The organism is Microbulbifer sp. MLAF003 (genome assembly GCF_030012965.1).
GTDB lineage: Bacteria > Pseudomonadota > Gammaproteobacteria > Pseudomonadales > Cellvibrionaceae > Microbulbifer > Microbulbifer variabilis.
This window is the reverse complement of sequence record NZ_CP120232.1, coordinates 1,842,711-1,864,729: the sequence shown is the minus strand read 5'-3', so window position 1 is coordinate 1,864,729 and position 22,019 is coordinate 1,842,711. Positions and strand designations below refer to the sequence as shown.

Below are 22,019 nucleotides of genomic sequence, written 5' to 3'. Positions count from 1 at the left end.
CACTGCTTATTCCCACTACGCCCTGCCACAGGCTATCTCTCCGCTTCCAATAACTGGCAGATCACCTCGGCTACAGAGGTCCACCTCAATATTCAGCAATACTCAAAAACAAGTAACAGCTATATATTGAATGAAACATCTAACTTTCAGTGAGAAAATCAAGAAAAGGGCGTGCCTGTGAGATGGTGAATTCTCCTTTCGCCATTATCTTAAACGACTATTCCCTGAAAATTTTTATAAATTGATTCTTATAGAAAACCAATGGGATAAGAAAACCGATAAAAGTAACAATTCCATCTACAAAAAAGGCCCTATAAATACCGGTTTCAAGGTCATGAGCAACGGCAAGAATAGTGGCATTGATACCAAGAGCAATTGCACCACCAAGAAACCTAAACATGTAAATTACAGCACCCGCAAGACTGGATTCTGCTGGATCGACAACGGTGACAGCGGCAGTTACTACCGCAGGGCTATAGATTCCCAAACTTGTACCTATCAAAAGCAACCCGGGCACAAACTGAAAGTAACTTATCTCCCCTTTGAGCGTTGACAGCCAGAAAAGGCCGATACTCATGCTTAAAGCTCCCACACATATCAACAGCCTTGCCCCCAACTTTTCATGCAGGATTCCAGAAATAAAAGCAAAAACTCCCGAAGTTACCATCATTGGCAATAGCGCAACCCCCGCCTGAAGAGCACTGTAATGATGCACACTAATAAAAAGTAACGGAATATAAACAAGCGTTGCAAAGAAGGCTGCCGCCATTAGCAACACGCTAAATCCGGCCGATAAAAAGCTGGCGTTTTCAATTAAACTCAACGGCACAAGAGCATTAGTTTTTGCCCTTTTTTCTGTATAAACAAAAGCCAAAAATAACAATATGAAAGCCGACAGCAAAAGTAAAACCAGAAAGTTTTTAATACTGTATTGCGCCAACACATCCATTGCCAGCAGAAAACAAAACAGTGAAATGGAAAGTGCCAGCATACCTAAATAGTCGATATGACTATTAACCTTGCTAAACACATCCACTGGATACTTTTTCCACCCAAGAAGAAAAACTAACAATGCGACAGGTATATTAATAAATAGAATCCAGCGCCAACTCAAGTACTCTGTAAAAAAACCGCCCAACACAGGTCCACAAGCAGTAGCCAGGCCAAGCGCAGCCGGGATAAACCCCCCGGCAAAACTCGCCCGCTCCTGCGGCAAAAGATTGTACGCCATCCCGAGAACTGCGGACCATATCAGGGCTCCTGCAAGTCCCATCAGGGCACGACAGAGAAACAACACCCAAAGCTTCTCCACCAAGCCACCTGCCAGAGAAGAAATAGCAAAAATGAAAACTCCCACCAAAAAATACGCCGGCGGCCATAAATATCTGCAAAACGGCCACTATTATTACGCCATAAATCAAAGAGTAGGCATTAACTACCCAATGGATTGTCGCAATATCACTAGAAAAGCTATGAGCAATAGCCGGGAGTGCTGGAGAGAACGCAGTGAAATCACCCGCCACAAGGACAACGGCCAGAAAAAGTACCGACAGCCCCCAATAGTGCTGCCGTGACAACGGACTATTATAACGCCCCATCACTTTGCTCTAGAAACCATTCAATATATCTTAAACATTTTACACCACCCTTTCCTCCCAGTTAAAAATAATTGCTTTAACTTTTATGTACAGATACCAACAACACGATATCTCGCCAATGGAAATTAAACAAACACATAAACTATGCAAATAACCCCCCGCAGACAAGATATAAAAATCAACTTAGCGCTATAAATGAAAGCCACTACCGTTTTAAAATTTCACATAAAAGAACGACAAGACCCCACAGCGCATTACTGGAGATAAAAGAGAAGTTCACAAGAACAACACACCAACAGATTGAAATCAGGAAAACCTAGCGGCCTAATATAAAACCAAATAAATGCATTAACTATTCATAAATTTCGACGTGACACATCGAAGTTAAAATCGCTATGACTGTAATGCTACTCGCCGTTCACACTTAAAATGTCAGAATAACGGTTGCAGAAAACATGACTCACTCCCCTTGCATGCACACTCGACAGTATCACTGTGTTCATTGTCCAGGGTGTAATTGAGGTAACCACTGGTTCTGTCGATCACCCTTTATACGTCATCCACAGCAACCTGGCAGTTTTCACATGAGTACCGATCACTTCCACAATTAAGGCCAAAAGCAATTTGGCCGGGACCTGAGAGTCCACGTCAGCTTCTATCCAGTAATAGAAATCACGAGGCTCCCCAGGCACTCGAAGAAACAGCAAGAGCAGATTTCAAAGCATCGAACTTCTCTGCTTTGCTATAAAAATAATATTTGCCTTTCTTTAGTTTTCTTTAAGGCGAATATGGTATAGTCCTTGAGACCAAATCTCACCCCATGACTGTGAGCAGGAAGAGAACTTTTCTTCGTCAAACCATAAAGTCACATTCTTACCAGTTACATGAGCCGTGGTTAGAAGAGAAAAAGCAACCTTACACGATTCTTGCTTGAATCCACCCTCAATATCTTCTGTGACTCTGCAAAGTGCGACACTATGAAAATTTGTGCCATTTCCGCTATCTTTTATACCAGCATTAACATTTCCGTTTGCAGCAACTTCTACTGAAGTTACTTTACCAGTACATTCAGTGCCAGAGTAAGCACTTCCAGTAGCAAAAATAAATCCCAGCATGGCAAGCTTTCCAGGATTCACAATATATTTCTTTAAATTACTATTCATATCTACTTCGAGCTATAGTCAAATTCGTCGTTAAAGGGATTGAAAGATTTGCCCTATCTACTTGATACTGTCGCCAAATAACAAATCAGTTTTTGGGTGCGACCCATAAAATAAAATATCAAGTTTGACACTTTAGGTCTATAAGAGATGGTCGATTGGTTATTAGAACCAATACACTAAAAAGAGAGCTATTGCAGATTATCGAGAAAAGTAAACCAACCACTTTCTTGAAAGTATTTCGTGTGCGCTATTTAGATGATGATCTCTAAATCGTAGTGCACAATGGTCCCTACCGGAGATTAATTTTCAAATCAGTAACACTGGCGGTGCTTATAGTGCGCAGTAAAGCTTATCAGACACTACTATGTAGTAGCTTGACAGGATTTTTGAGGATAACAACTAACCGCAAATTATGTAGTGTAGTAAAAATTAAATTAGGGTATAGAGGGAATTGCTTTGCGTACTTGCTAGTTGACCCTCTTATGACTTTTACGATTTAAATATCAATGAGTTCTCACCAATCAACACAATTATAGGCGAACCTATTTTATTTAAAGTAAGAGTTGGGAAATATGTATTGACATCCAGTCGATAGCAAATTGCTCTCCAAACTCCTCTAACGAAGAAACTAACAGACCCTGCTACTTTTTAGGAGTATCTAATAAGTGGGTGGAGCCATTAAAAATCAAGTGAAATTAAATAAGTGGGCCCGCAAATGCGGGCTTTTCTAGCATCTTACTGGCGAACTAACCTCGTTGAGAATCTGGCACTCTGTCAATACGCCCATTCTTTACAACTTCCCAATAATATTCACAAACACCCCCTGGCTATCGTAATCAAGTTGGGTAAGATCATCGGAGAAGTCGGTAAAATTGTAGCCTACACCCAGTTTCAGGTGATCCCCGATATGGCGATATAGGCCAATCAGAGCACCACTCTTGCTATCTTGGGCGTCTGGAAGGTCAAGCAGGCGGCCCTCGATCAACAGATCCCAGCGCTTTACGAAGTGCCAGTCTGCTCGTAGAACATAGAGGCTGGCACGGCTGTCGAAGAACTCAGGGTCTTCTCTATCGAGGCTTAATTGCCCAAGGCGATAGGCATATTTGGCTCCCAGAGTCCAGCGGCGGGTAAGATCATAGCTGGTATCTACAGAGAAAATATGGCTCTTCTGTATAAATTCAGCTGAGGTATTTTCCACCGTAACCTGGTCTTGAGTCGGTACATTATAAAAATAAGTGTATTTCAATAACGTATTCAGACGGTCGTGATTTACCGGGCGATAAGCATAACCCATTACGGCTTCGGTAAATTTGCCATCATAAAACTCTCCCTGGGAACTTTTGCTGTCGGAATAGTTTAACTTACCTACCAAACGCCAATCCGGGTTGAGCTGATAACTCAGGGTATTTTTTAGCAGCCAGGTGTCCCGCTCAGATTCCGTTACGGTTTCTTCATCTAATGCCGTTTCTATAATATCAGTACGGTACTCAAGCGCAGTTGCCAGGCGAATAGTGTCCAGGCTATAGCCCATATTAAAGCCCAGGGCATTGCGCTCGGTTTTGGCACCAGTACGCGGATCTTCCAATGTGCCCGCCTCTACTGTGGTGCCGTAGGTCCAGCGGTCGTTAGGTGCCAGATCCATACCCAAGGCGTGTGTCAGGCCGGTGGAAATATCGCCGTGGCTGTAACGCTCCTCGCCGTACATACTCAAAGTATCGGAGTAGCGGCTGCGGAAACCGGTACTCATATTCCCCTTGCGCGCACGCACGCCAGTATCACTGCGCTCATTATCCAGGGTGTAATTGAGATAAACACTGGTTCTGTCGCTAACCAGGAGATCTGTGCCCAAACGTGCTGCCATACCGGTATCGCCGCTGGAAAGTTCACTATCCATTGTGAGTCGATCGCTCACTCTATAGGCGCCTCCCAGGCCAACACGGTTATTTTCCTCTCGAGTACCGGTGACCTCCATAGTGTTCTGTACAAAACCATAAGCACTCCAGTTTTCACCGGAATCGTAACTGGCCTCCACTGCCATATCGGTGCGGTCACCCTGGGTTTGGGTGGCTGCAACAACTTCAGAGAAATCTTCACGACTGTCCGTCCTCACTCCGGAGCTGAGCCGCCAGTGATCGTTAAGGCGATAGCCGAGCATCAGGTCTGTAGCACTGGTATGCAGCCCAAACTCCTCTTCCTTGCTATCCGCTTTGAGGCCTACATCAAAGCTCTCCCCAAGGGGTAGATTAATACCGGCTCCATACTGGGTGGTATCACCCTGTACAAATTGACCGGGACCGGAGAAACCTGCTTCCCGCTCCTGATGATAGAAATTCCCGGAACCGCGTAGGCTTTCAAAAAATCCCCGATCTGCAGGCTACCCTCAACCTTGGTTGCGCCTGCTGTAGCTTCCGGGTCCAGGTTTTGCCCATCATCAAAAGTAAAACCGCCATCCAGAGAGCTAAAGCTATCCAGGTTACCGCCTTCGCTATCTGCGACTTCAACCTTTAACCAACTACCGGCACTTTTCCGCAGGGTGAGATCAAAGCCCTGGAGGGCCGTTTCATTATCATCCTCGTCCTGCTGAGTGCCACTGATACCCAGCTTTACGTAATCCCCAAACCAATAGTGGGCGCGGCCACCAAATGCCAGAGTGTCCATCTCCTCAAAGCCGGGGGTATATTCGTAGCGGGCTACCAGGTACTGGGGGTTCCCGTTATAGGAACCATCCTGAATCAATAAATTATCATTGGCCAAGGCGGAAAGGGGCTTATTGAGTAAGATACGCCCCTGGATATAGTCGATATCGTAATCGATCACCGGAGAGAGATTTTTTACTCCTAAAACCAGGCCGGAATCCTTATCCCGCACTTCTATACGCAGACGCTCAGAGCCACTGAGAATATCCTGGTGACGAAGGGAATATAGTGAGCCGCCGGTACCACGATATTCATCGCGACCGGCAATAGTGCCGGGTTCCGCTCCAAAGGCATCTACCTGGAATCGCTTTTCCCCGAAGCTGGTCATGGCATCACTTTCAAAGTGGCCATTGGCCCCGTAAAGTGCCCGGTCTATTTGCGCCAGTTCGTTGTCAGAATAGGTCGCCTTGAAATTACCCCACAGGCCGTAGTCATCGTATTTGGATAACTTCACATAAAACTTGCCGGAAGTGGGCGCATCTTCAACTACCGTAGAATCATCACCGAAGGTGGGATAGTAAAGATCACTATCGAGCCGACGAAAAAGTGCATCCGGTGACTTTTCCATAAAATTGGAAAACAAATCATCGACAGGCCCCTCTTCCGTATCCGCACTGGCAGCCAAGCGCCAACCCTCTCCAAAACCGCCGCTGGTATAAAACGCCAGACGACCATCGTAGCTTACAGAGTTGTCGTAGTGGGTTTCATCGCCCGTCACCAGGGCCGCGGGGCCATTGGTTTTATCGTAACCGACAGTTAGGTCGGCTATCCCTACGGTAAACCAGTCATTTTTAGCAAATTCCAGATCACGCAGGAACAGTTCACCATTGCCCTCTTCATCCAGGATTGCCACTTCTACAGTGTGCATACCAGGGTCAAAAATCTGTTCAGCAACGAATTGACCTTGATCATTTACCGGTACCGGATTGCCCGCCAGCCATACAGTATGGCCCGGCGGCACCTGAGCGCCGTTGACAAGCACACTATTGCCGTCCAGGGGAATATTTCTCCGTGCGAGGCGGTTCTCACCATAGCCCACCAGTAGCTCTTGGGCTATATCCACCTCTTCATCAGACTCTTCGATACTATCTACCAGCCACAAAGTTTGCTCAGCGGTTTCATCGAAGCGGCCTTTTTTGTCATATACCCGCAGCACATAGTGGAGCTTTTTCAGTGGTGCCTGGAATTCAGTAAATTCTGCCTGCCAGTTCCCTTTTCCATACTGGTCTAACGGAACAATCGCAATGGGAGTATCGCGCAGGGATTGTTCCTCTTCAAACAGCCGCACTTCGGCCCGATCAACAAAAGATGGGTAATTGGTGTAACTGCGAAAAACTACACGATTCTCGCTAAGGTCAGTATCTGGATTATCCGCATAGCGAATGGTATTGGGCCACGCAGTGACATTTAGCCGTGGTTGCATTTTTTTGTTATCGAAACGGAATTGGATATTGGCACTATCCAGAGCCACGTCCGTACAGCGCTGCAGGTCAGCGGAGTTTTTATAAGGGTCGTATTCCGGGCTGCCATCCACGGTAATACGCATCAAATTCAATGAGTAAGGATTATTGGCGATAGCCTCACGGTTAATGCGCTCGATTTCTAAGCGATCACTTTCTGCCAGTATTGCCAGCTCATCGTAGAGCACCTGCACTTCAACACGCGCTCCTTCCTCCTGGATAAAGCCGTTGGTCACCACATCGTCTGACTGCACATAACCACGCCCTTCAAACTCCACCTGTGCATCTTCGAGGCCAAGCAGTTCTTTTACCTGTTCCATTGCGCGTTGGGCACGGGCGTCAGATAAGCCAATATCATCCCCATAGACCATGGCCTCACGGCGATCCATACGCTTGTTTTCGCTATAGCCAATAAAACTTAAGCGCACATTGGCCTTGCTGGAAATTTCTGACATGGCACTGCGCATTTGCATCAGTTGCGACTGGGTAATGATGGGGTCGCCATTGTCAAAACGAATCGGTGCTACCGCACCGCGAAGGGATTCATAGGCAATAGTAATAGTTTCTGCGGCTGCAGCTTCCGGGCAGGCCTGCACACCATCCGCTGTAACTTCCAACGGGTCGTCATACCAAAATTCCACTTCCACCCGCCGGTTAAGGGCACGACCTTTAGGTGTGTCATTTGCGGCAATGGGCTGGCTGGCTCCTTTACCACTGCTAGTAATCATCGCATCTGGCAAGGCCAGTGCATCGCGCACGGTGAGGGCAACACGGCGAGCTTCACCGTGGGATTTTTCCAGGTAAGCTACCTGTTGATCTTCGGAACTTTGATTCACATCCAGCGGCAGTGCATCGGTGTGCCCAACAAAGTGCATTACCAGATTATTTTTATCTGCGAGATTTGACCGCACTTCGCCTAAACGCCGAATAAATGCTTCAGGTAAGTCTGTTTGTCCCGGCTCAAGGCGCAGGGGAATAACCAGGTTTTTCAAGCGTGCACGTTGCTCACTACCCGCAGTGTAATTAAGTTTACACACTGTTTCCTGGCGGCACACTTTTACTCGATTCAATGCCAAAGCTTCTGCTCGGGCACGTGCAGCCATGGCTTCCTCATCTAGTGCGTCATAAGTCACCTGTACCTGAATACGGCGATTTAATTCCCGCCCCGCGGTGGTGATATTATCGGCAATCGGCTCTACATCACCGCGACCTTCCACCACTATCATTTCTTCCGGTAATTCCAGCGCTTGCTGGAAGAAATCTGCAACAAATTGAGCACGAGCCAGGGTAAAATCTTCCTTACTCTCTAAATCTGCCACCAGTTCTTTTTGCATGGGATCAGAATCAGTGTGGCCGATAAAGTACAATTTGAAGTTAGGCGTCTCTCCCAGTTCGTTTAATTTTGCCCGCAATAATTCCACAGTTTCTGCCGGAACCTCGTCATCCACTGTGTAAAACGATATTGGTTCGATAAAGTCTTCTACAATAATCGGGTCAAGCGGTGGAATAAAAGTGGTGGCATCCTGCAGCCATTGATTAGTAGGTGCACGCAGCAACATACCTTCGGTATTACTACCGATAGACGTTTCCTCAAACTCAACTTCGGGCCCTTCCACTTCCGAAGCCAAGCCGGGAATTCTCTGCCATACCTGCCACCAGCTTGCTTCCTGGTACTGAGTGTCCTGCGCTGCAGCTTTCTCTTGACCTTGCACGGGAAGAGTTAAAGCCAGGGCAATCGCTGTGGCAAGACAGTGTTCGCGACGACGGAAAGTCCTGGTCATTGTTTCCATTGAGCTACCAGAGCTGCGTAACCGACCCATATTGCTGCGCTTGACCGAGGACATTACTCCAATCCTCCCTTACTGGGCGGCGCTCCACGCCGCCAGAACACTTCAGTCTCAATATTCAAGTCGTAGTCGCCATTACTACGCGCCCACTCATCGGCAATCTCTGCCTTGATCGTTTGCAAACGCTCTTCCACCAGATCCGGATCTTCATTTTCCGCAAGGTAGGACAGGCGCAATACTGATGGAGCTTCACTGAGTTTTTCCAACAACAGCTCAATACGAGACTGCCACTGGGGACGCAACTCAGTAGAGCCCGGCTCAAATACCGCCTCGGCCATATCCAGGCGTACTACCCGATGCAAGCTGGCACCGAAGTTAAACTTCACCATCTTGCCTCGAGTTGCACGCATCACCCGCGGGTTTTCAGTAGTGAGACGATATCCGCTAGGCAAGCTGCGGTCGTCGAGCTTGAGCACAAAATTGGAACCGCGATCAGCATTTGGTACTACTGCACAGGTGATATGGAATCGCCCGTGAGCATCAGCTGTGGCATTTAAGCCGGTTGCAGTAACTACCCTTGCTCCAGGAAGGCCACCCTCACCGGCATCCTGGTAGCCGTTCATATTTTTATCATCGAAGACTTTGCCGATGACATCAGTGCAATCGAAAGTGGGGTCCGGCACCACGCGCACCGTGGCTGAGGCTTCACCGGACGCAACCTGGCCGGAGAGCTGGTTAAACATACGCGCGCGGTTGACATACTTACCCTCGCCTACACCGGAGCCGACTACCAGCAATAGTTTCAGTTCACGTGTTTGCTCGGCTTCCACACGCAGATCGGACCAGATCAGCTGTAGCCCATTCATCACCGGCTCCACTGGTTCGCCATCCATGCGCGCCGAACCAGCCACGTATTTAAAGCCTGCGGGGAAGAAGTCCACCAGCTGCAAATCCGAAAGCGGTATAGGCAAGGTATTGCCAAAGGTAATGGTGTAAGGCACCAGCTGGCTTCGGGTTACATTCAACATCGCCGCAGTTTTGGTAATGGAAAGTGCACCTTCCAGGTGCGGGTCCATGGCGATATGGTTATTGAACAGCTGGCTGTCTCCTGGAACCTGATCACCGTCCAGTGTCAGGCGCAGGTAATAGTCGGTAGCTGCATCGCGTGCTTCTATATCCAACGGTGGGAGCGCTGGAGATAGCTGTACTTCACAATGCTGAGCCGTGCCAGGAATCATATCGGCATTGCTGCCGAGGCACGCACCCACATCGAAGCCCGCAGTTTCCTCATTGGTCTGTGCAGGAATTACCAGGGATTCACCACCGACATAATCCTCATCGGCAATCTCCACTTTAATCAGGTAATCCGTATTGGCCGGACACGCGGCGTCATCGAAGTTAATATCAAATTTGTAATAACCACCTGCACGGGTTACTTGCCCCTGCTGCTTTTTATCATCGAAGCAACGATCCGGCAGCTCCTGACCAGAGCTGGCGCGCAGCATAGTCAACGTAGCTCCGGTGATAGGAGCACGCAGAATAGAGTTATAAATCACTCCATTAGGCGTGAGCGGCAGGTTCAGATCTTGCGGATTGGCTCCCGACTCCACAAAGATCTCGCTGATACGCTGAGGACCATTGGTAAAATCAGAAACCGGATTACCCAGGGACGCTGTATTTTCGCTGGCATCTGGAGCGGTGTAACGCATCTCATAACTGAGTCCACCATAGCTATTAGGTACTAGCCCCTGAAATTGGAAGTAGCCATTTTCATCGGTCTGAATGGTTTCCAACAATGCGTCATTGAAGTAGAGATCTACGGCCCAGTTCAACAATAACCGTTCATCCATATCGACTTGGTTATTGAAGTTCACATCGTGCCACAAGTAGCCTGCCAGATTGGCGATTCCCGGTGTGCCACCAACATCAAGAGCAACGCTGGCCTGGTTGGTTGAAGGTGGATCATTCCAATGCACTTCCGCGGTGTTCAACACCGTATAACCAATTTCCAGGTTATCGGAGAGCTTGGCCTGGAAACGCAATACAGCACTTTCACCCGGTAACAAATCTCCATAAATAGCGGAGTAATCTGCGGTAATTACGGTACCGGCTATGCTGACTCCATCTACCTGACCATTAAGCATGGCGGAGTCTGTAACATAGGTAAGGACACCATCGCCAGCAACCATAAGATCATCAGTAATACTCACCATGGTCGCCGGTACACCACTGATATTTTCGATGGTCACCAGGTATTCAAGCACCACACCAGCTTCTGCTGCGCCGCCACCGACAACAGCAACTTCTTTTACAATCGACAACAGCTGCGCATCGCCCACAACCACAAGTGTCGGCTGCGCACCATTGGCCGGATTGCCATCCGCATCAGTGAGTACCAGTGGCAGCTCCTCTGCGGTAACGCTGCCCTGATTGCTGATCACAGTACCCCTGGCAGCATCCACATTCACCATTACATCAAAAGTTACGGTGGCAGTTTGTGCAGAAGTAATCACACCCTCATTGGCACCCGGCAAGGGTGGCGTTAGGTCATCCGAAGCTACTGGCAATTCAGTATTTAGAAGCGACATACCACCGGCGTTATCAGCGACAGCCATACCATTTAAGGTGGTGCTGCCGGCAACATAAGTGGTATTTGCGGGCACTTGGTCAGTGAGTGCCACCTGCAGTGCATCAACGCCCCCCATATTGGATATTGCAATGGTGTAACGCAGTACATCACCGGGATCGACAATCCCCATAGAGATATTGTCCACGGCAATTGCCACCGTTTTATGAGCGATTAAAAGGGGAACATCGCCAACAATATCTATAGTCGGGTCGTTGGGAGCATCTGTAGCAGGGTCATCCGATGACGCTTCATCGAAGGGTCCACTGCCTGCACCTTCGCCATTAACAAAGCCTTGGTTGGAAATTATGGTACCGTCATTGACATCATTAATGGTGACATCAAAGGTGATTAAAGAAGCCGCGGCGCCAGTTGCAGTTGCACCAATAAAGCCATCGGCCTGACCAGGTGTATGAATACTCATACCAGCTTCAAGAGGCGAAGCACCACTCACATCTGAAAGCGCTGAACCGTTCAAGGTCGTAGAGCCAGCTACATAGGTGGTATTCGCCGGGATCTGGTCGCGCAACATCGCATTAACGAGATTTTCGTTACCGGCATTTTCCACGCGAATGGTATAGCGCAGGGTATCCGCCACCATCAGTAAATCCGGGTCACCGGTGATATCTGCTGAGGTTTTGTGAATCACCAGCAGTGGCTCGGACTCAATTAATATCTGGGTAGGATCTTCATCATCCACAACGTCAGGGTCGTCAGTACCGTTGATATTGGGATCATCACTGTTTTTCAGCAGCTGACCAGGCAATTGCACCTGAGCCTGGTTCAACACCGGCGTACCGCTGTCGATCACAGCTGCCAAAGTGACCTCGTATACCAGCTGAACAGAATCACCAGTATTTCCTGTGGCCGCCAAATCCAGGTTTTTCACCTGTAAAAAGCCGCTGCCGTGTGTGCCAGCAGACGCATCAGAGTTACTGCTATCGCTACCCACCGGCGCTGTCACCATTTGTAGTGAACCCGACTGGAACAATGGCAGGCTGTTCAGACGACCCAGATCATCAGTAATTTCAATACCACTAACATCTGCACCACTCAGGTTGGTAAGCGTGAGTGTATAGCGCAGTACATCTGCCGGAGTGGCCAAAGTTGCCGGATTTTCTGCACGGGTAACATTCTCAACGGTTTTGTAGAAAGTTACCTTGGGCACAGAGGCGCTTACGGTATAGGCATCTTCGTGATCGAGTACGCCTGGCGTGCCATCAGTGGGCGCCGGGCGTGTGTACTGGCGAGCTTCCGGTAAGCCACTATCCCAACTGTGCCAGAGTTCCACACCGGCAATATTGGTCAGTGTATCGCCATCGATGGTATCCACGTCCAGGGTGGCATCGTAACTCAACAACAGGTGGTGGTCCGCAGCCAGCATAGCCGCCGCACCCATGGAGGTGATCGTGAGAGTGCAGCTGGCTTCATCAAAAACCGTATTAAAGTCAGTTCCTGCTACCAGAGTGGCAACCGCAGTGCCTGCACCATCAATAATTTGCGCAGCAAAATTATTCGGAGGAGTTTCACACATACCACCGGGATCTTTATCCGGCAGAATATCGGTCACTGTAATATCCCATGCGGGGCCAGTGCCAACATTGTGAAGGTCGAGGGTGAAGGTACCTGGCAATCCAGACTGCACACTGGCAGGGCCGGTTTTAGTCAGAGTGATGGCCGTTGGCTCCACTACCTGCATATCAAGGGTCGTGTTTCCGGCACCGGCACCCTGCCCGGCGGCCGCATTATCATTGTCGTAGTTATAGCTGTAGCTGGCGCTATTATTAAATGCCAACCCATCCACATTGGGTGGATTGCTGTCGCGCAGGCGCAGAGTCACATCAATAACCACCTGTTCACCCGCCGGTACATCAATGCCGCTAGTGGCATCGGCAATGACCAGCGCAGTGCCCGATCCACTATTTTCTGGAGTGAATACGTTGCTGCCCGATACTTTTGCCGCGCCGACAAATTCCAGGTCGGCTGCAGAAGTACTCAGGTCCATCAGCACACTGACATCGTGCAGGGCTGTGGGCTGCACGGTTTCCGGAATAGTGATGCGGTAATTAAACGGTTCGCCAATCGAAGATGTCGGCTGGGTATTTTCAATAAGCAACGGCGCTGCATTGGGCGTATTGAACTGCACACTGACTGGTGCTGTAGGACCGTAGTCCTCACGCATATCTGTGGTAACCGCGGTCGCACCCAGGGATGGTAAATTATCGTCATCTAATGAGTAATACAGCTCGACATAAGCGGCATTTTGCAGATTGAGACCTGCCCCCAGATTGGCATCTGCCTGAACGCGATACACCATCTCCAAAGCCTGGCCAGGATTAATGGCATAACCTGTGCCCGCAGAGAAATCCCAAACTGCCGCACCAGTGGCGTTGTCAAAAGTCGGGGCAACGATAGTTGCTGCAGCGCCATTCACAGTAATGGACTGCACATTGACACCGCCCTGGCGCAGGCCAATGGGGATCATGTCGCGGAAGACCGGATCGTAGGCCGGCGCTGATCCGTTATTGGTAATCGTTATGGTGTAATCGACAATATCACCGGCAGACAAGGTAGTGCCGCCAGCAGGGGTAGCGCTGATTGCCGCAATGAGATCCGGCTGTAACAGGTCCAGGGTATCACTATCATTTCGCAGCTCGGCACCGGCGGCGGCATCGAAAGTGAATTCCACATTATTGGTTAGCGCTGTATTACTGGCCGGCCAGGGGTGTACGTCCTTATTCAGAACCCTTGCCTGATAGCGAAGTATAAATTCATCGTTAGTGAGATTGTTATCACCACTGTTGATCAGCTGTGCAATATTCCAGCTCAGTGTTGTCGTGCCGGTAGCGGGATCACCGGTCTGCACAGGTTCGGCAATATCGTTATGAGCAAAAGGTGCCGCCGATGCGAAGGGTGCAGTGGTAACGCCATTAATTGATTGGGTACCTACAAACACCATTCCCTGTGGCAGGGTATCGACAATTAAGGTATTGGGAGCGGTGCCCTCTGGCAGGGACAAACGCAGCTCGTATTCCACCAAGTCACCGACACGCAGCTGTGCATCTGCACTACCGTAACTGTCGTCAACGCGGGTTTTACTGATTGTGCTGTCATTGGCAGCGGTTAGCTGAGCGGCAATATTTTCCAGCACATAATCATTCAAACCACCAATACCATCGGCACCGTTTCGCTCGTAGGGGCTACTGTTATCCTCATCCAGGCTGGTCCACTCAATACGGGCAGAGGCAGACAGCGAGGCTTCAGCCAGCACTTCATCCAGCACCAGCACATCAAATACCAGTAGGCTGTTAGTGCCAGCAGCGATATCCAGGTCGCTGTTTGCGCGATTCCACTCCAGTAACTGCGCAGCATTAATACCATCCCCACTCACAGTAGGATCAGCCTGGGCGACACCGGCAAAGATCACACTGCCCGGAACAAATTCCAGGCCAAGGGACAACTGCTCCCTGACCAACAAATCGTAAGCAGCGGCGTTTTCCGGATTACCTGCGGCGGTGAGATCCAATGTGAAACGCAGGATATCGCCAGCATCCGGGTCGTTACCAGGGTTAGTCTGGTTAGCCACAGAATTTGTCGCAGACAAATCCGGCTCCACGATAGTTAAGGTCGGTGCAGCACCCGTGCCACCGGCTTGAATCACACCACCGCTTGTAGCGGCATAGGAATAGCTGGCTTCATTATTGAAATTATGACCCGCCTGTGCCGTTGCATTGTTTGCAACCCGGGCACGCAACTCGAAAATAGCGACAGCACCAGCCGGAATAATATCCAGGGTCAGGGCAATATTGTTGTTAGTGGTGTTATCGGTAAATGCACGGCCATTAATTTCCTGCAGCTGGATCAGCTCCAGGCTCGGGTCCAGTACATCGGTAATTTCCACATCATAGATGGCCGATGTGGTTGCACTACCTGGAACCTGTATACGGTAAACCACTTCCTCGCCCACCGCTGCCGTAGCAGCACTCTGCAGAGTTTTTTGCGGCGCAGTGACTGTGGTGGCGACAGTTCCCATCGGATAGGGTGTACCCAGTGGAACAGGAGCATATTGCTCTCCGCTTTTTGCCGGCAGTGACCAGAATTCATTGACCGTGAAGGTATTTACCCAGTTTTCGCCACCGCCAATATCAGTATAAAAGCCAATTTCGTAATTGATATCCAGGCAGGCTCCCGCTTCGACAGGCACCAGGAAAGTGAACTGCATATCGTCGCCACGATTACCTGGCGCTGTGTAGGTGTACTCGGTGCCCTGTGTGAGGAGTGTGCCATCCAAAGTGACCTGCAGATTGGCGATGGAGGCCTGGTCCATCTGAGTAGCCAGGTCATCAGTCAGGGACAGATCGTAGGCTGGCGCCAAACCGGAGTTACAGGCGTGCAGAGTAAACTGCATCACATCGTTGGCCGGGTCCACATTCATATGGGAGCTTGGCCAGGTAGCGTCCGTTTTTGTCAGGCTGTCGATCACCGGCTGCAATATCGTAATGTCGGCACTATCTTGCAAGGTACTGACAGCGCCGGTGTAATTAAGCACGGCTGTATTGGTCAGGGTCGCAGTCGGCGCTGCAATACCCGAACCCGCCACTACTTTGGCGGTGTACTCGATAACAAATTTATTGGTATTGCCGAAGTTGCTGAGGATATCCCCCAGGTTCCAGGTGACCGTACCTGTGTCCCCTGCTGCGGGCACAGCAATGGCTGAATAAACAAAATCATTCAGGTTGTCGTCGTAGGGCGCAGCAGTATCACCATTCACACTGACAATGGAATTAAATTCCAATCCGCTCGGCAGTGCATCATTAATAGTCACTGCCGGTGTCGTACCCGCTTGCAGGTTCAGGGCCAGTTGATAGGTAACCGTATCGCCAACCCTCAGCGTGCCTACTACAGAAGCGGTATCAGAATCTGCAACAACCGTTTTCACAATACCGGTGTTGTCCACAGTATCGATACTGGCTTCAGCCGGACCCTCACAGTAATCGTCTGGTGCGGATACTGCCGGGCAGCCGTCACCATCACGCTCGTAAGCCAGCTGGTTAATGCTGCTGTCGTCGAGGGACGTCCAGTCAAGCATTACGCTGTTGCTAATCGGCGAACCAAATACTCCTGTTACCTGGGTTCGATAGGTAATAACTAAAGTTTCACCAAGCTGCAGGTCCAGAGTGTTATCGCCATTATCACGCCCCCAAACCAGAGGGCCAGTGGGTGCTGCCGCAGGTGTTGCAACAAAACCAGTAACTACACCACCATTAATTAATGCAGTTGGGGTAAAGCTGCTATCAAACTGCAACTCCGATGGCAGTGTATCCACTAAATTCAAATCAAATGCCGCAGCAGTAGATGCGGGATCATGGGCAACGGTAATCACATACTCCAGTACATCGCCACCCACCGGTAAATTGCCGGGGTTAGTCGCATTGCTGACCGCTTTATTGATAGTAAGCAGAGGTTCTACCACCGTAACTGCGGCGGTATTGTCATTTAAGTTTTCTGTCGCCCCACTCTCACCGTTACTATATGTCAACCCCGCACTGTTCTGACGCGTGTCACCATTATTGGTCGCAAGGTCATTCTCCACGCGAGCGAAATAAGTAATTCTTACTAAGGGGTCCAGAGTACTGCCGGCAGTATCATTTTCACTGGCAGTATCGACTGTACCAATATTCCATACAGCGTTACCGGAAGTATTATCAGTAGGGAAACTGTTGAATACCCCCTCAGACGGGGCCGCACCATTAATGGTTTCAAGACCTACAAAATCATAGGTAATATCGAAATCTGCATTGTGGCTCAGTACATAGCCTTCCGGGCTGCCAAGCTGGTCGGTAATCACCACATCCCGGCTGATGCCTTCCGGCAGGCGGATTTCCACTGGAATTTTTTATGCGCACCTATAGTAGGAACTACAGTGGGCTCAAGATCGGTTTTAACCAACTGTAACGCTGGCACCTCTGTCTGGGCACTAGCTGTAGTTTCGTAATCATTAATCGGATCGCCGGTATTGGGTAATACACCAATACGCATACCATCGTCTGCACCATCGGTGCCGATAGAATTACTGCTGTTTAAAGCAATATCATTGCCCGGCAGGGACTGCCAGCGCGATTGGATGGTGTTATCCAGGATTTCATGGGGCTCTACGCCCTGCTCTACCCGGACATCAAATGTAAAGGTTTTAGTCTCGCCTACAGCAATGGCGTAATCCGCATTGCTGCGATTCCAGCTGAAGATGGGCGCATTGGCTCCGATAGTAGTGACATCGACAACCTGAGGCGGATCAGTACCACCGATATTGCCCAGGTAAACCAGCTTGGTGCCTGTGAGATCGTCGAGCACATGTAGATTGTAAGCTGCCGCAGTACCAGTATTTTCTGCCGTTACAGTAATGGTAAGAATGTCATCTGCATCGCTGTTAGCAACTGAAAATGACTTATTTAATTGTATTTTCGGTTCCTGTACAGTAATTGCGTGAGAATCAAAGGGTACAACTACGGTAGTCCCTGCTTCATCAACATAACTCACCTGTGCAGTGGTATAGCTACCGCCATTCCCAAGCATATCGCCGTCATCAGTATTGCTGCTGTTCTCAATACGTGCAATAAATTCCACCGGGAAATCAAAAAGGCTACCCGTGACAGTGGTAAGCTCCTGATCACCAAAATCCCACTGTACATAGTCGGCTGTGCCAGTGCTCGTACAGGTAGCATTAAATGTACCACCGGGAATAAAGCCGGCGGCATCGTAAGGTGACGTATTCAGGTTAACCGCTTGCCCTTCGATACAGCGCATACCAGCCGGCAACTCATCACGAATTACAAAGTTACGCAATTTAGCCGCGGGAATTTTCGCTGTCAGTTTATAGCGGACTTCCTCTCCGACAACGGCTGTATCGCTGTTGGTGCCACTGGCAATGCCATTAGAGAATTCCAAGGCTTGTTTAGGCTCTGCCTTAACTTCAATAATCTGCATACGCGCTTCGGCGTCTGCAGATTTATAGTGGCGTGCACGCCCTGCTGCAGGAGTTCCATCACCAATACCATCATTATCCGCATCGCTGTCGATTTGTGGCGCACTCTGGTTACCATAGTCTCCTTCCAAACTATCGTAACGAGCATAGAAAGTATTAGTAAACGTCTGCAGCGGTGCTACGGAACGATGTGGTTTCACTCGATAATAAAGAGTGACAGAGTCACCCGGGTTAATACGCTCAAGGGCCGTGGAATGTTCATAAGAGAAGGTAATTACTGCCGGTGTCCCGCCATCACTGCAGTGGAGGGCTTCAGAGTAGTCATTTGCTCCAGTAGTTATACCCACCAAGCCGTCATCGCCTGCGATGGTCTCTGAGGAACCATCTCCATCGTTGTCCAAACCATCACTATCCAAGGGCTGCACGCACATTTGCCCGGAAACATCTAGTGTGTCAGTTACAACCAAATCATAAGCAGGGGCTCGATTTACACCGCCATCGGACGTACGATTAGTTAAAGTCAGGCGGAAAACATAAGTTTGGTCACGATGACCCTCGTTAGTAAAATCAACGAAATTTGCACAGCTGGTGCCTATACCATGCAAATTTTCGTTACAGACTTTTTTATCGATTTCGATGTGGGGCTCAGAAACAGTAACAGATTCGGACCACTCGGAAATATCGGGAAAGCCGGGTACTGTTGTAGGCACACCATCAATATTGGTCAGCACCCCACTAGTATTATAATTATCTACCACGATGGTTTCGGTATCAAATACTGCGGTAAATTGCGCACGAGCATAGTCGGTACTGGGGTTTGCATGCTGATTGGGGTCAGCGCTTTCAGTATCTATAGGATCATTTAATAGACGCGTGGTCATATCCGATAGGAACCAACGATCCCGTTCGGTAATTTTTGAAGTTACCTCCCATAGAAAATCTGTCTCGCTAAGGGGAATATTCAGGCCTCCACCTTCTACAATATCACCAGAGGAAATTACAACACAGTTAGCCTGAGAAACCGGATGCGGCAGAGTTACATCTACACAGTTTAGCGGCGCATCTGCTATATAACCCTGGCCATCCGGTAAGTCATCACGCACATCAATATCGCGCACTTCAATCAGAGTAAATCCGGGTGTGTCAAAGCCAAACCAGCCACCGGCCTGGATTTCAAAGCGGCACTCTTCACCAATAAGAACACTGCTATTGGGGAATGCTGCCTCAGAAGTCAATTCATTACACTGATCAGAGCGTTCCTTGATCAGATTAAAACCCATTACACGAGCGCGCATGCCATCGAGGGTGTAGTTATTAGCCAGTTGTTTACCTGGTGTTGTTTCAGTCAGAGTGGCAGGTTCAGGAAAGTTCAGGGGTGTATCATCAGATAATGTAATCTCCCCCACCACATCGGCACGGAAAGTGAGATCGTCATCGGTTGCCGCGTGGTTTTTTTCCACTTGAAAAACGATACGCTCAGTTGTTCCGGGCTCAATAACACCTCCCAAGTTGGTGGTATTACATCGATAAACAATAGCTGAAGAAGGAAGGTAATCTGGCTGATTCCATACAGGATGCCCAGGTACAGTACCTGGATTTGGACTACCAATCGCAGTACAGGCACGATCGCTGGACAATACTCTCATTGCCTCACCGAAAGTCACATACACACTAAAATTATCCGCATCATGACCACCATTGTTGGTCACATCCACCGTTAACTCGGAGGTGCCATTGTCCCGTACGATATACAAAGGGTGTACTGTACTAATATCAAGATCTTCTGGATCTGGTGTCACCGATTGATTTTCAACCTGGGTAGGCGGACTGGTGCCAGGACAGAAATCTTCATAATCAATAGTTAGAACATTATCAGATAAACGGATATTGCTGTTCGGATCTTTGCCATTTGATGCCGACTCCTCTTCAACATCAAGATCGGCAATCTTGTCATAGAAATTTGGTTCGGTGGTGACAATACGAAAGCGAATCTGAATTTCATCGCCATAACGCATCATATTTTGCTGATCTGAATAGTTGGGATGTACAGTGCTACTCAATAGGCGAAATTCTGGTTTGTTGTTTTTTAGAGGGTCTGTATCCCACTGATTCCAGTTGCTCCCCACGCGCCATTCGAGAGTATCTGCTTTACCCGGATAAGTGGCACTATAACTTGCACTATGATTATCTTCACCGCGACGTTCGCGGACAATTTGCGGTGTATATGTGGTATCTACCACATACTCATCAGGCAGATCACTAACGAACTGGATATCCTTAACTGATCCACCTGTCCGGTTATTGACAGTAACAGTCACAAAACCAGCCGAACCCAATGGCTGGTTCAGGTTTGTACCGGTTATCGCCTGGGTAATATTGAGGTCGGTAGTTACCAGGGCCCGCATTTCTTCGGAGTCAGGTCTTGGGGCATTTGCCGTGGCCGGATCAGAGATCCCCCCTACTCCGGTATCATCATCAATTTCACAACCCCACTGCAAGTCAGAGACAGTATTTGTACCATTGCTGCAAGAAGTATTGACTTTACCCACCAGGTAAATGTTTAAGGTTGAATTTGCAGGAATATCCGTACGTCCGGGGCCATTGGAGAAAGCTCCACTCAACTCAAAATTATTAATGCTGTTATTCGCAGATACACATCCAGAACCTACCGGGTTTACTCCATTATTATTTGCAACTGAAAGTGCTGCACTTTCACTGGGGCAGGCATAATTGATATCCATATTGGGGTTGGTCATCAAATCATCGAATCGCACATCCTGCATATCGGCATCTCCACCATTAGAGATAGCGATACGCCAGATCACATCATCATTGATATTGCCGTAAACATCGTTGGTATAGTTGGTCTGCGCCGCATCAATATTCCTCCCACGTTTATCCATGGATGGAAGGGGTTCACGTATGTCCAGCTCAATACTGTCTGTATCAGTTGTAGTGGGATAGCTACAATATTCAAAAGTCGCTGTAGCATTCAAGGTACGATTGTTGTTTACCAAATCCTCTTCTCGGTCGACCTTACTGCGTACACCAAAAGTAATTGTCATCGTGGTGTTTTCATTGCGCGCGGCAAGTGCGGAGAGATCATTCTGATCCCAGCGAATAACCGTCCCGCTTATGGTAGGCTCACTCAATACAGAGCCTGAACTTACTCGAGTAGAACCCGGAATATACTCTAACTCAGAACTACCCAGATTTTCCGTCACAATAATATTTTCAATATGCTGGGTTCCCATAAAACCACTGGAGATTCCAGGCACATCAATCTCTATCGTTACCTGCCCATCTCCACAGAGTTCACACCAGCTATCACTGAAGCGGTGATCCAGAATATTAAAGTTAACTGGGTTATCGGGAAAAGAGGGACAATTATGGTCAGCCAGGGCCTGCGGCGCGAACATGATTGCCCAGATACATAGCAGTACCAAGCCAGCAAGCAAATTATTCCAGGATTTCCGTCCAGTTACTTCTGACATCATCGTCACTTATAGCCGCCACTTTTCTATTTCAAAACCCTTGACAATGCCCAAGAACACTGCCGCCGAACAGACACAGTCCGGTGCGCGAACTTTAAATACAGGGTGAAAAAGTGGCCGTGAAGCAGGTCATAAATAACAGTCAGGTAAGGGAACTTTTTTGGGGATTGCCAAGTGGTTCTCAGGCTGGGGGATAGAAAAGACTGATCAAGT

Annotated in this window: 7 protein-coding genes; 1 reads left to right on the top strand and 6 read right to left on the bottom strand. The window is 48.8% G+C overall.

Annotation, left to right across the window (positions count from 1 at the left end; translation table 11 throughout):
* Positions 1–217 precede the first annotated feature (217 nt).
* Positions 218–1,357: an MFS transporter gene (locus P3339_RS08975; RefSeq protein WP_282953124.1), complete on the bottom strand. Its 1,140-nt coding sequence runs from the start codon at positions 1,355–1,357 to the stop codon at positions 218–220.
* Here P3339_RS08975 and P3339_RS08970 point away from each other — a divergent pair.
* On the top strand, positions 1,344–1,574 hold the full coding sequence (locus P3339_RS08970) for a hypothetical protein (protein WP_282953123.1): 231 nt from the start codon (positions 1,344–1,346) through the stop codon (positions 1,572–1,574). The two genes, P3339_RS08975 and P3339_RS08970, sit on opposite strands and share 14 nt — an antisense overlap.
* 791 nt (positions 1,575–2,365) lie before the next feature.
* Here P3339_RS08970 and P3339_RS08965 read toward each other — a convergent pair.
* From P3339_RS08965 to P3339_RS08945, 5 genes are all read right to left on the bottom strand, one after another.
* Complete coding sequence (locus P3339_RS08965) at positions 2,366–2,761, bottom strand: hypothetical protein (protein WP_282953122.1); 396 nt, start codon at positions 2,759–2,761, stop codon at positions 2,366–2,368.
* A gap of 790 nt (positions 2,762–3,551) precedes the next feature.
* Positions 3,552–4,916 carry a hypothetical protein gene (locus P3339_RS08960; RefSeq protein ID WP_282953121.1) on the bottom strand — a complete coding sequence of 455 codons (1,365 nt, stop codon included), beginning with the start codon at positions 4,914–4,916 and terminating at the stop codon, positions 3,552–3,554.
* A gap of 59 nt (positions 4,917–4,975) precedes the next feature.
* Positions 4,976–8,761 carry an OmpA family protein gene (locus P3339_RS08955; RefSeq protein ID WP_282953120.1) on the bottom strand — a complete coding sequence of 1,262 codons (3,786 nt, stop codon included), beginning with the start codon at positions 8,759–8,761 and terminating at the stop codon, positions 4,976–4,978.
* On the bottom strand, positions 8,761–17,217 hold the full coding sequence (locus P3339_RS08950; protein ID WP_282953119.1) for an isopeptide-forming domain-containing fimbrial protein: 8,457 nt from the start codon (positions 17,215–17,217) through the stop codon (positions 8,761–8,763). The genes P3339_RS08955 and P3339_RS08950 overlap by 1 nt, the downstream gene beginning before the upstream one ends.
* A complete protein-coding gene (locus P3339_RS08945) occupies positions 17,175–21,815 on the bottom strand; it encodes an isopeptide-forming domain-containing fimbrial protein (protein ID WP_282953118.1) in 4,641 nt (1,546 codons plus the stop codon). The genes P3339_RS08950 and P3339_RS08945 overlap by 43 nt, the downstream gene beginning before the upstream one ends.
* Between the last annotated feature and the right edge of the window lie 204 nt (positions 21,816–22,019).

Bases quoted from the DNA above. Each gene is read 5' to 3' on its own strand.
- P3339_RS08970 (WP_282953123.1), top strand. From the start codon at position 1,344: ATGAAAACTCCCACCAAAAAATACGCCGGCGGCCATAAATATCTGCAA.
- P3339_RS08965 (WP_282953122.1), bottom strand. From the start codon at position 2,761: ATGAATAGTAATTTAAAGAAATATATTGTGAATCCTGGAAAGCTTGCC.
- P3339_RS08960 (WP_282953121.1), bottom strand. From the start codon at position 4,916: ATGCTCGGCTATCGCCTTAACGATCACTGGCGGCTCAGCTCCGGAGTG.
- P3339_RS08955 (WP_282953120.1), bottom strand. From the start codon at position 8,761: ATGTCCTCGGTCAAGCGCAGCAATATGGGTCGGTTACGCAGCTCTGGT.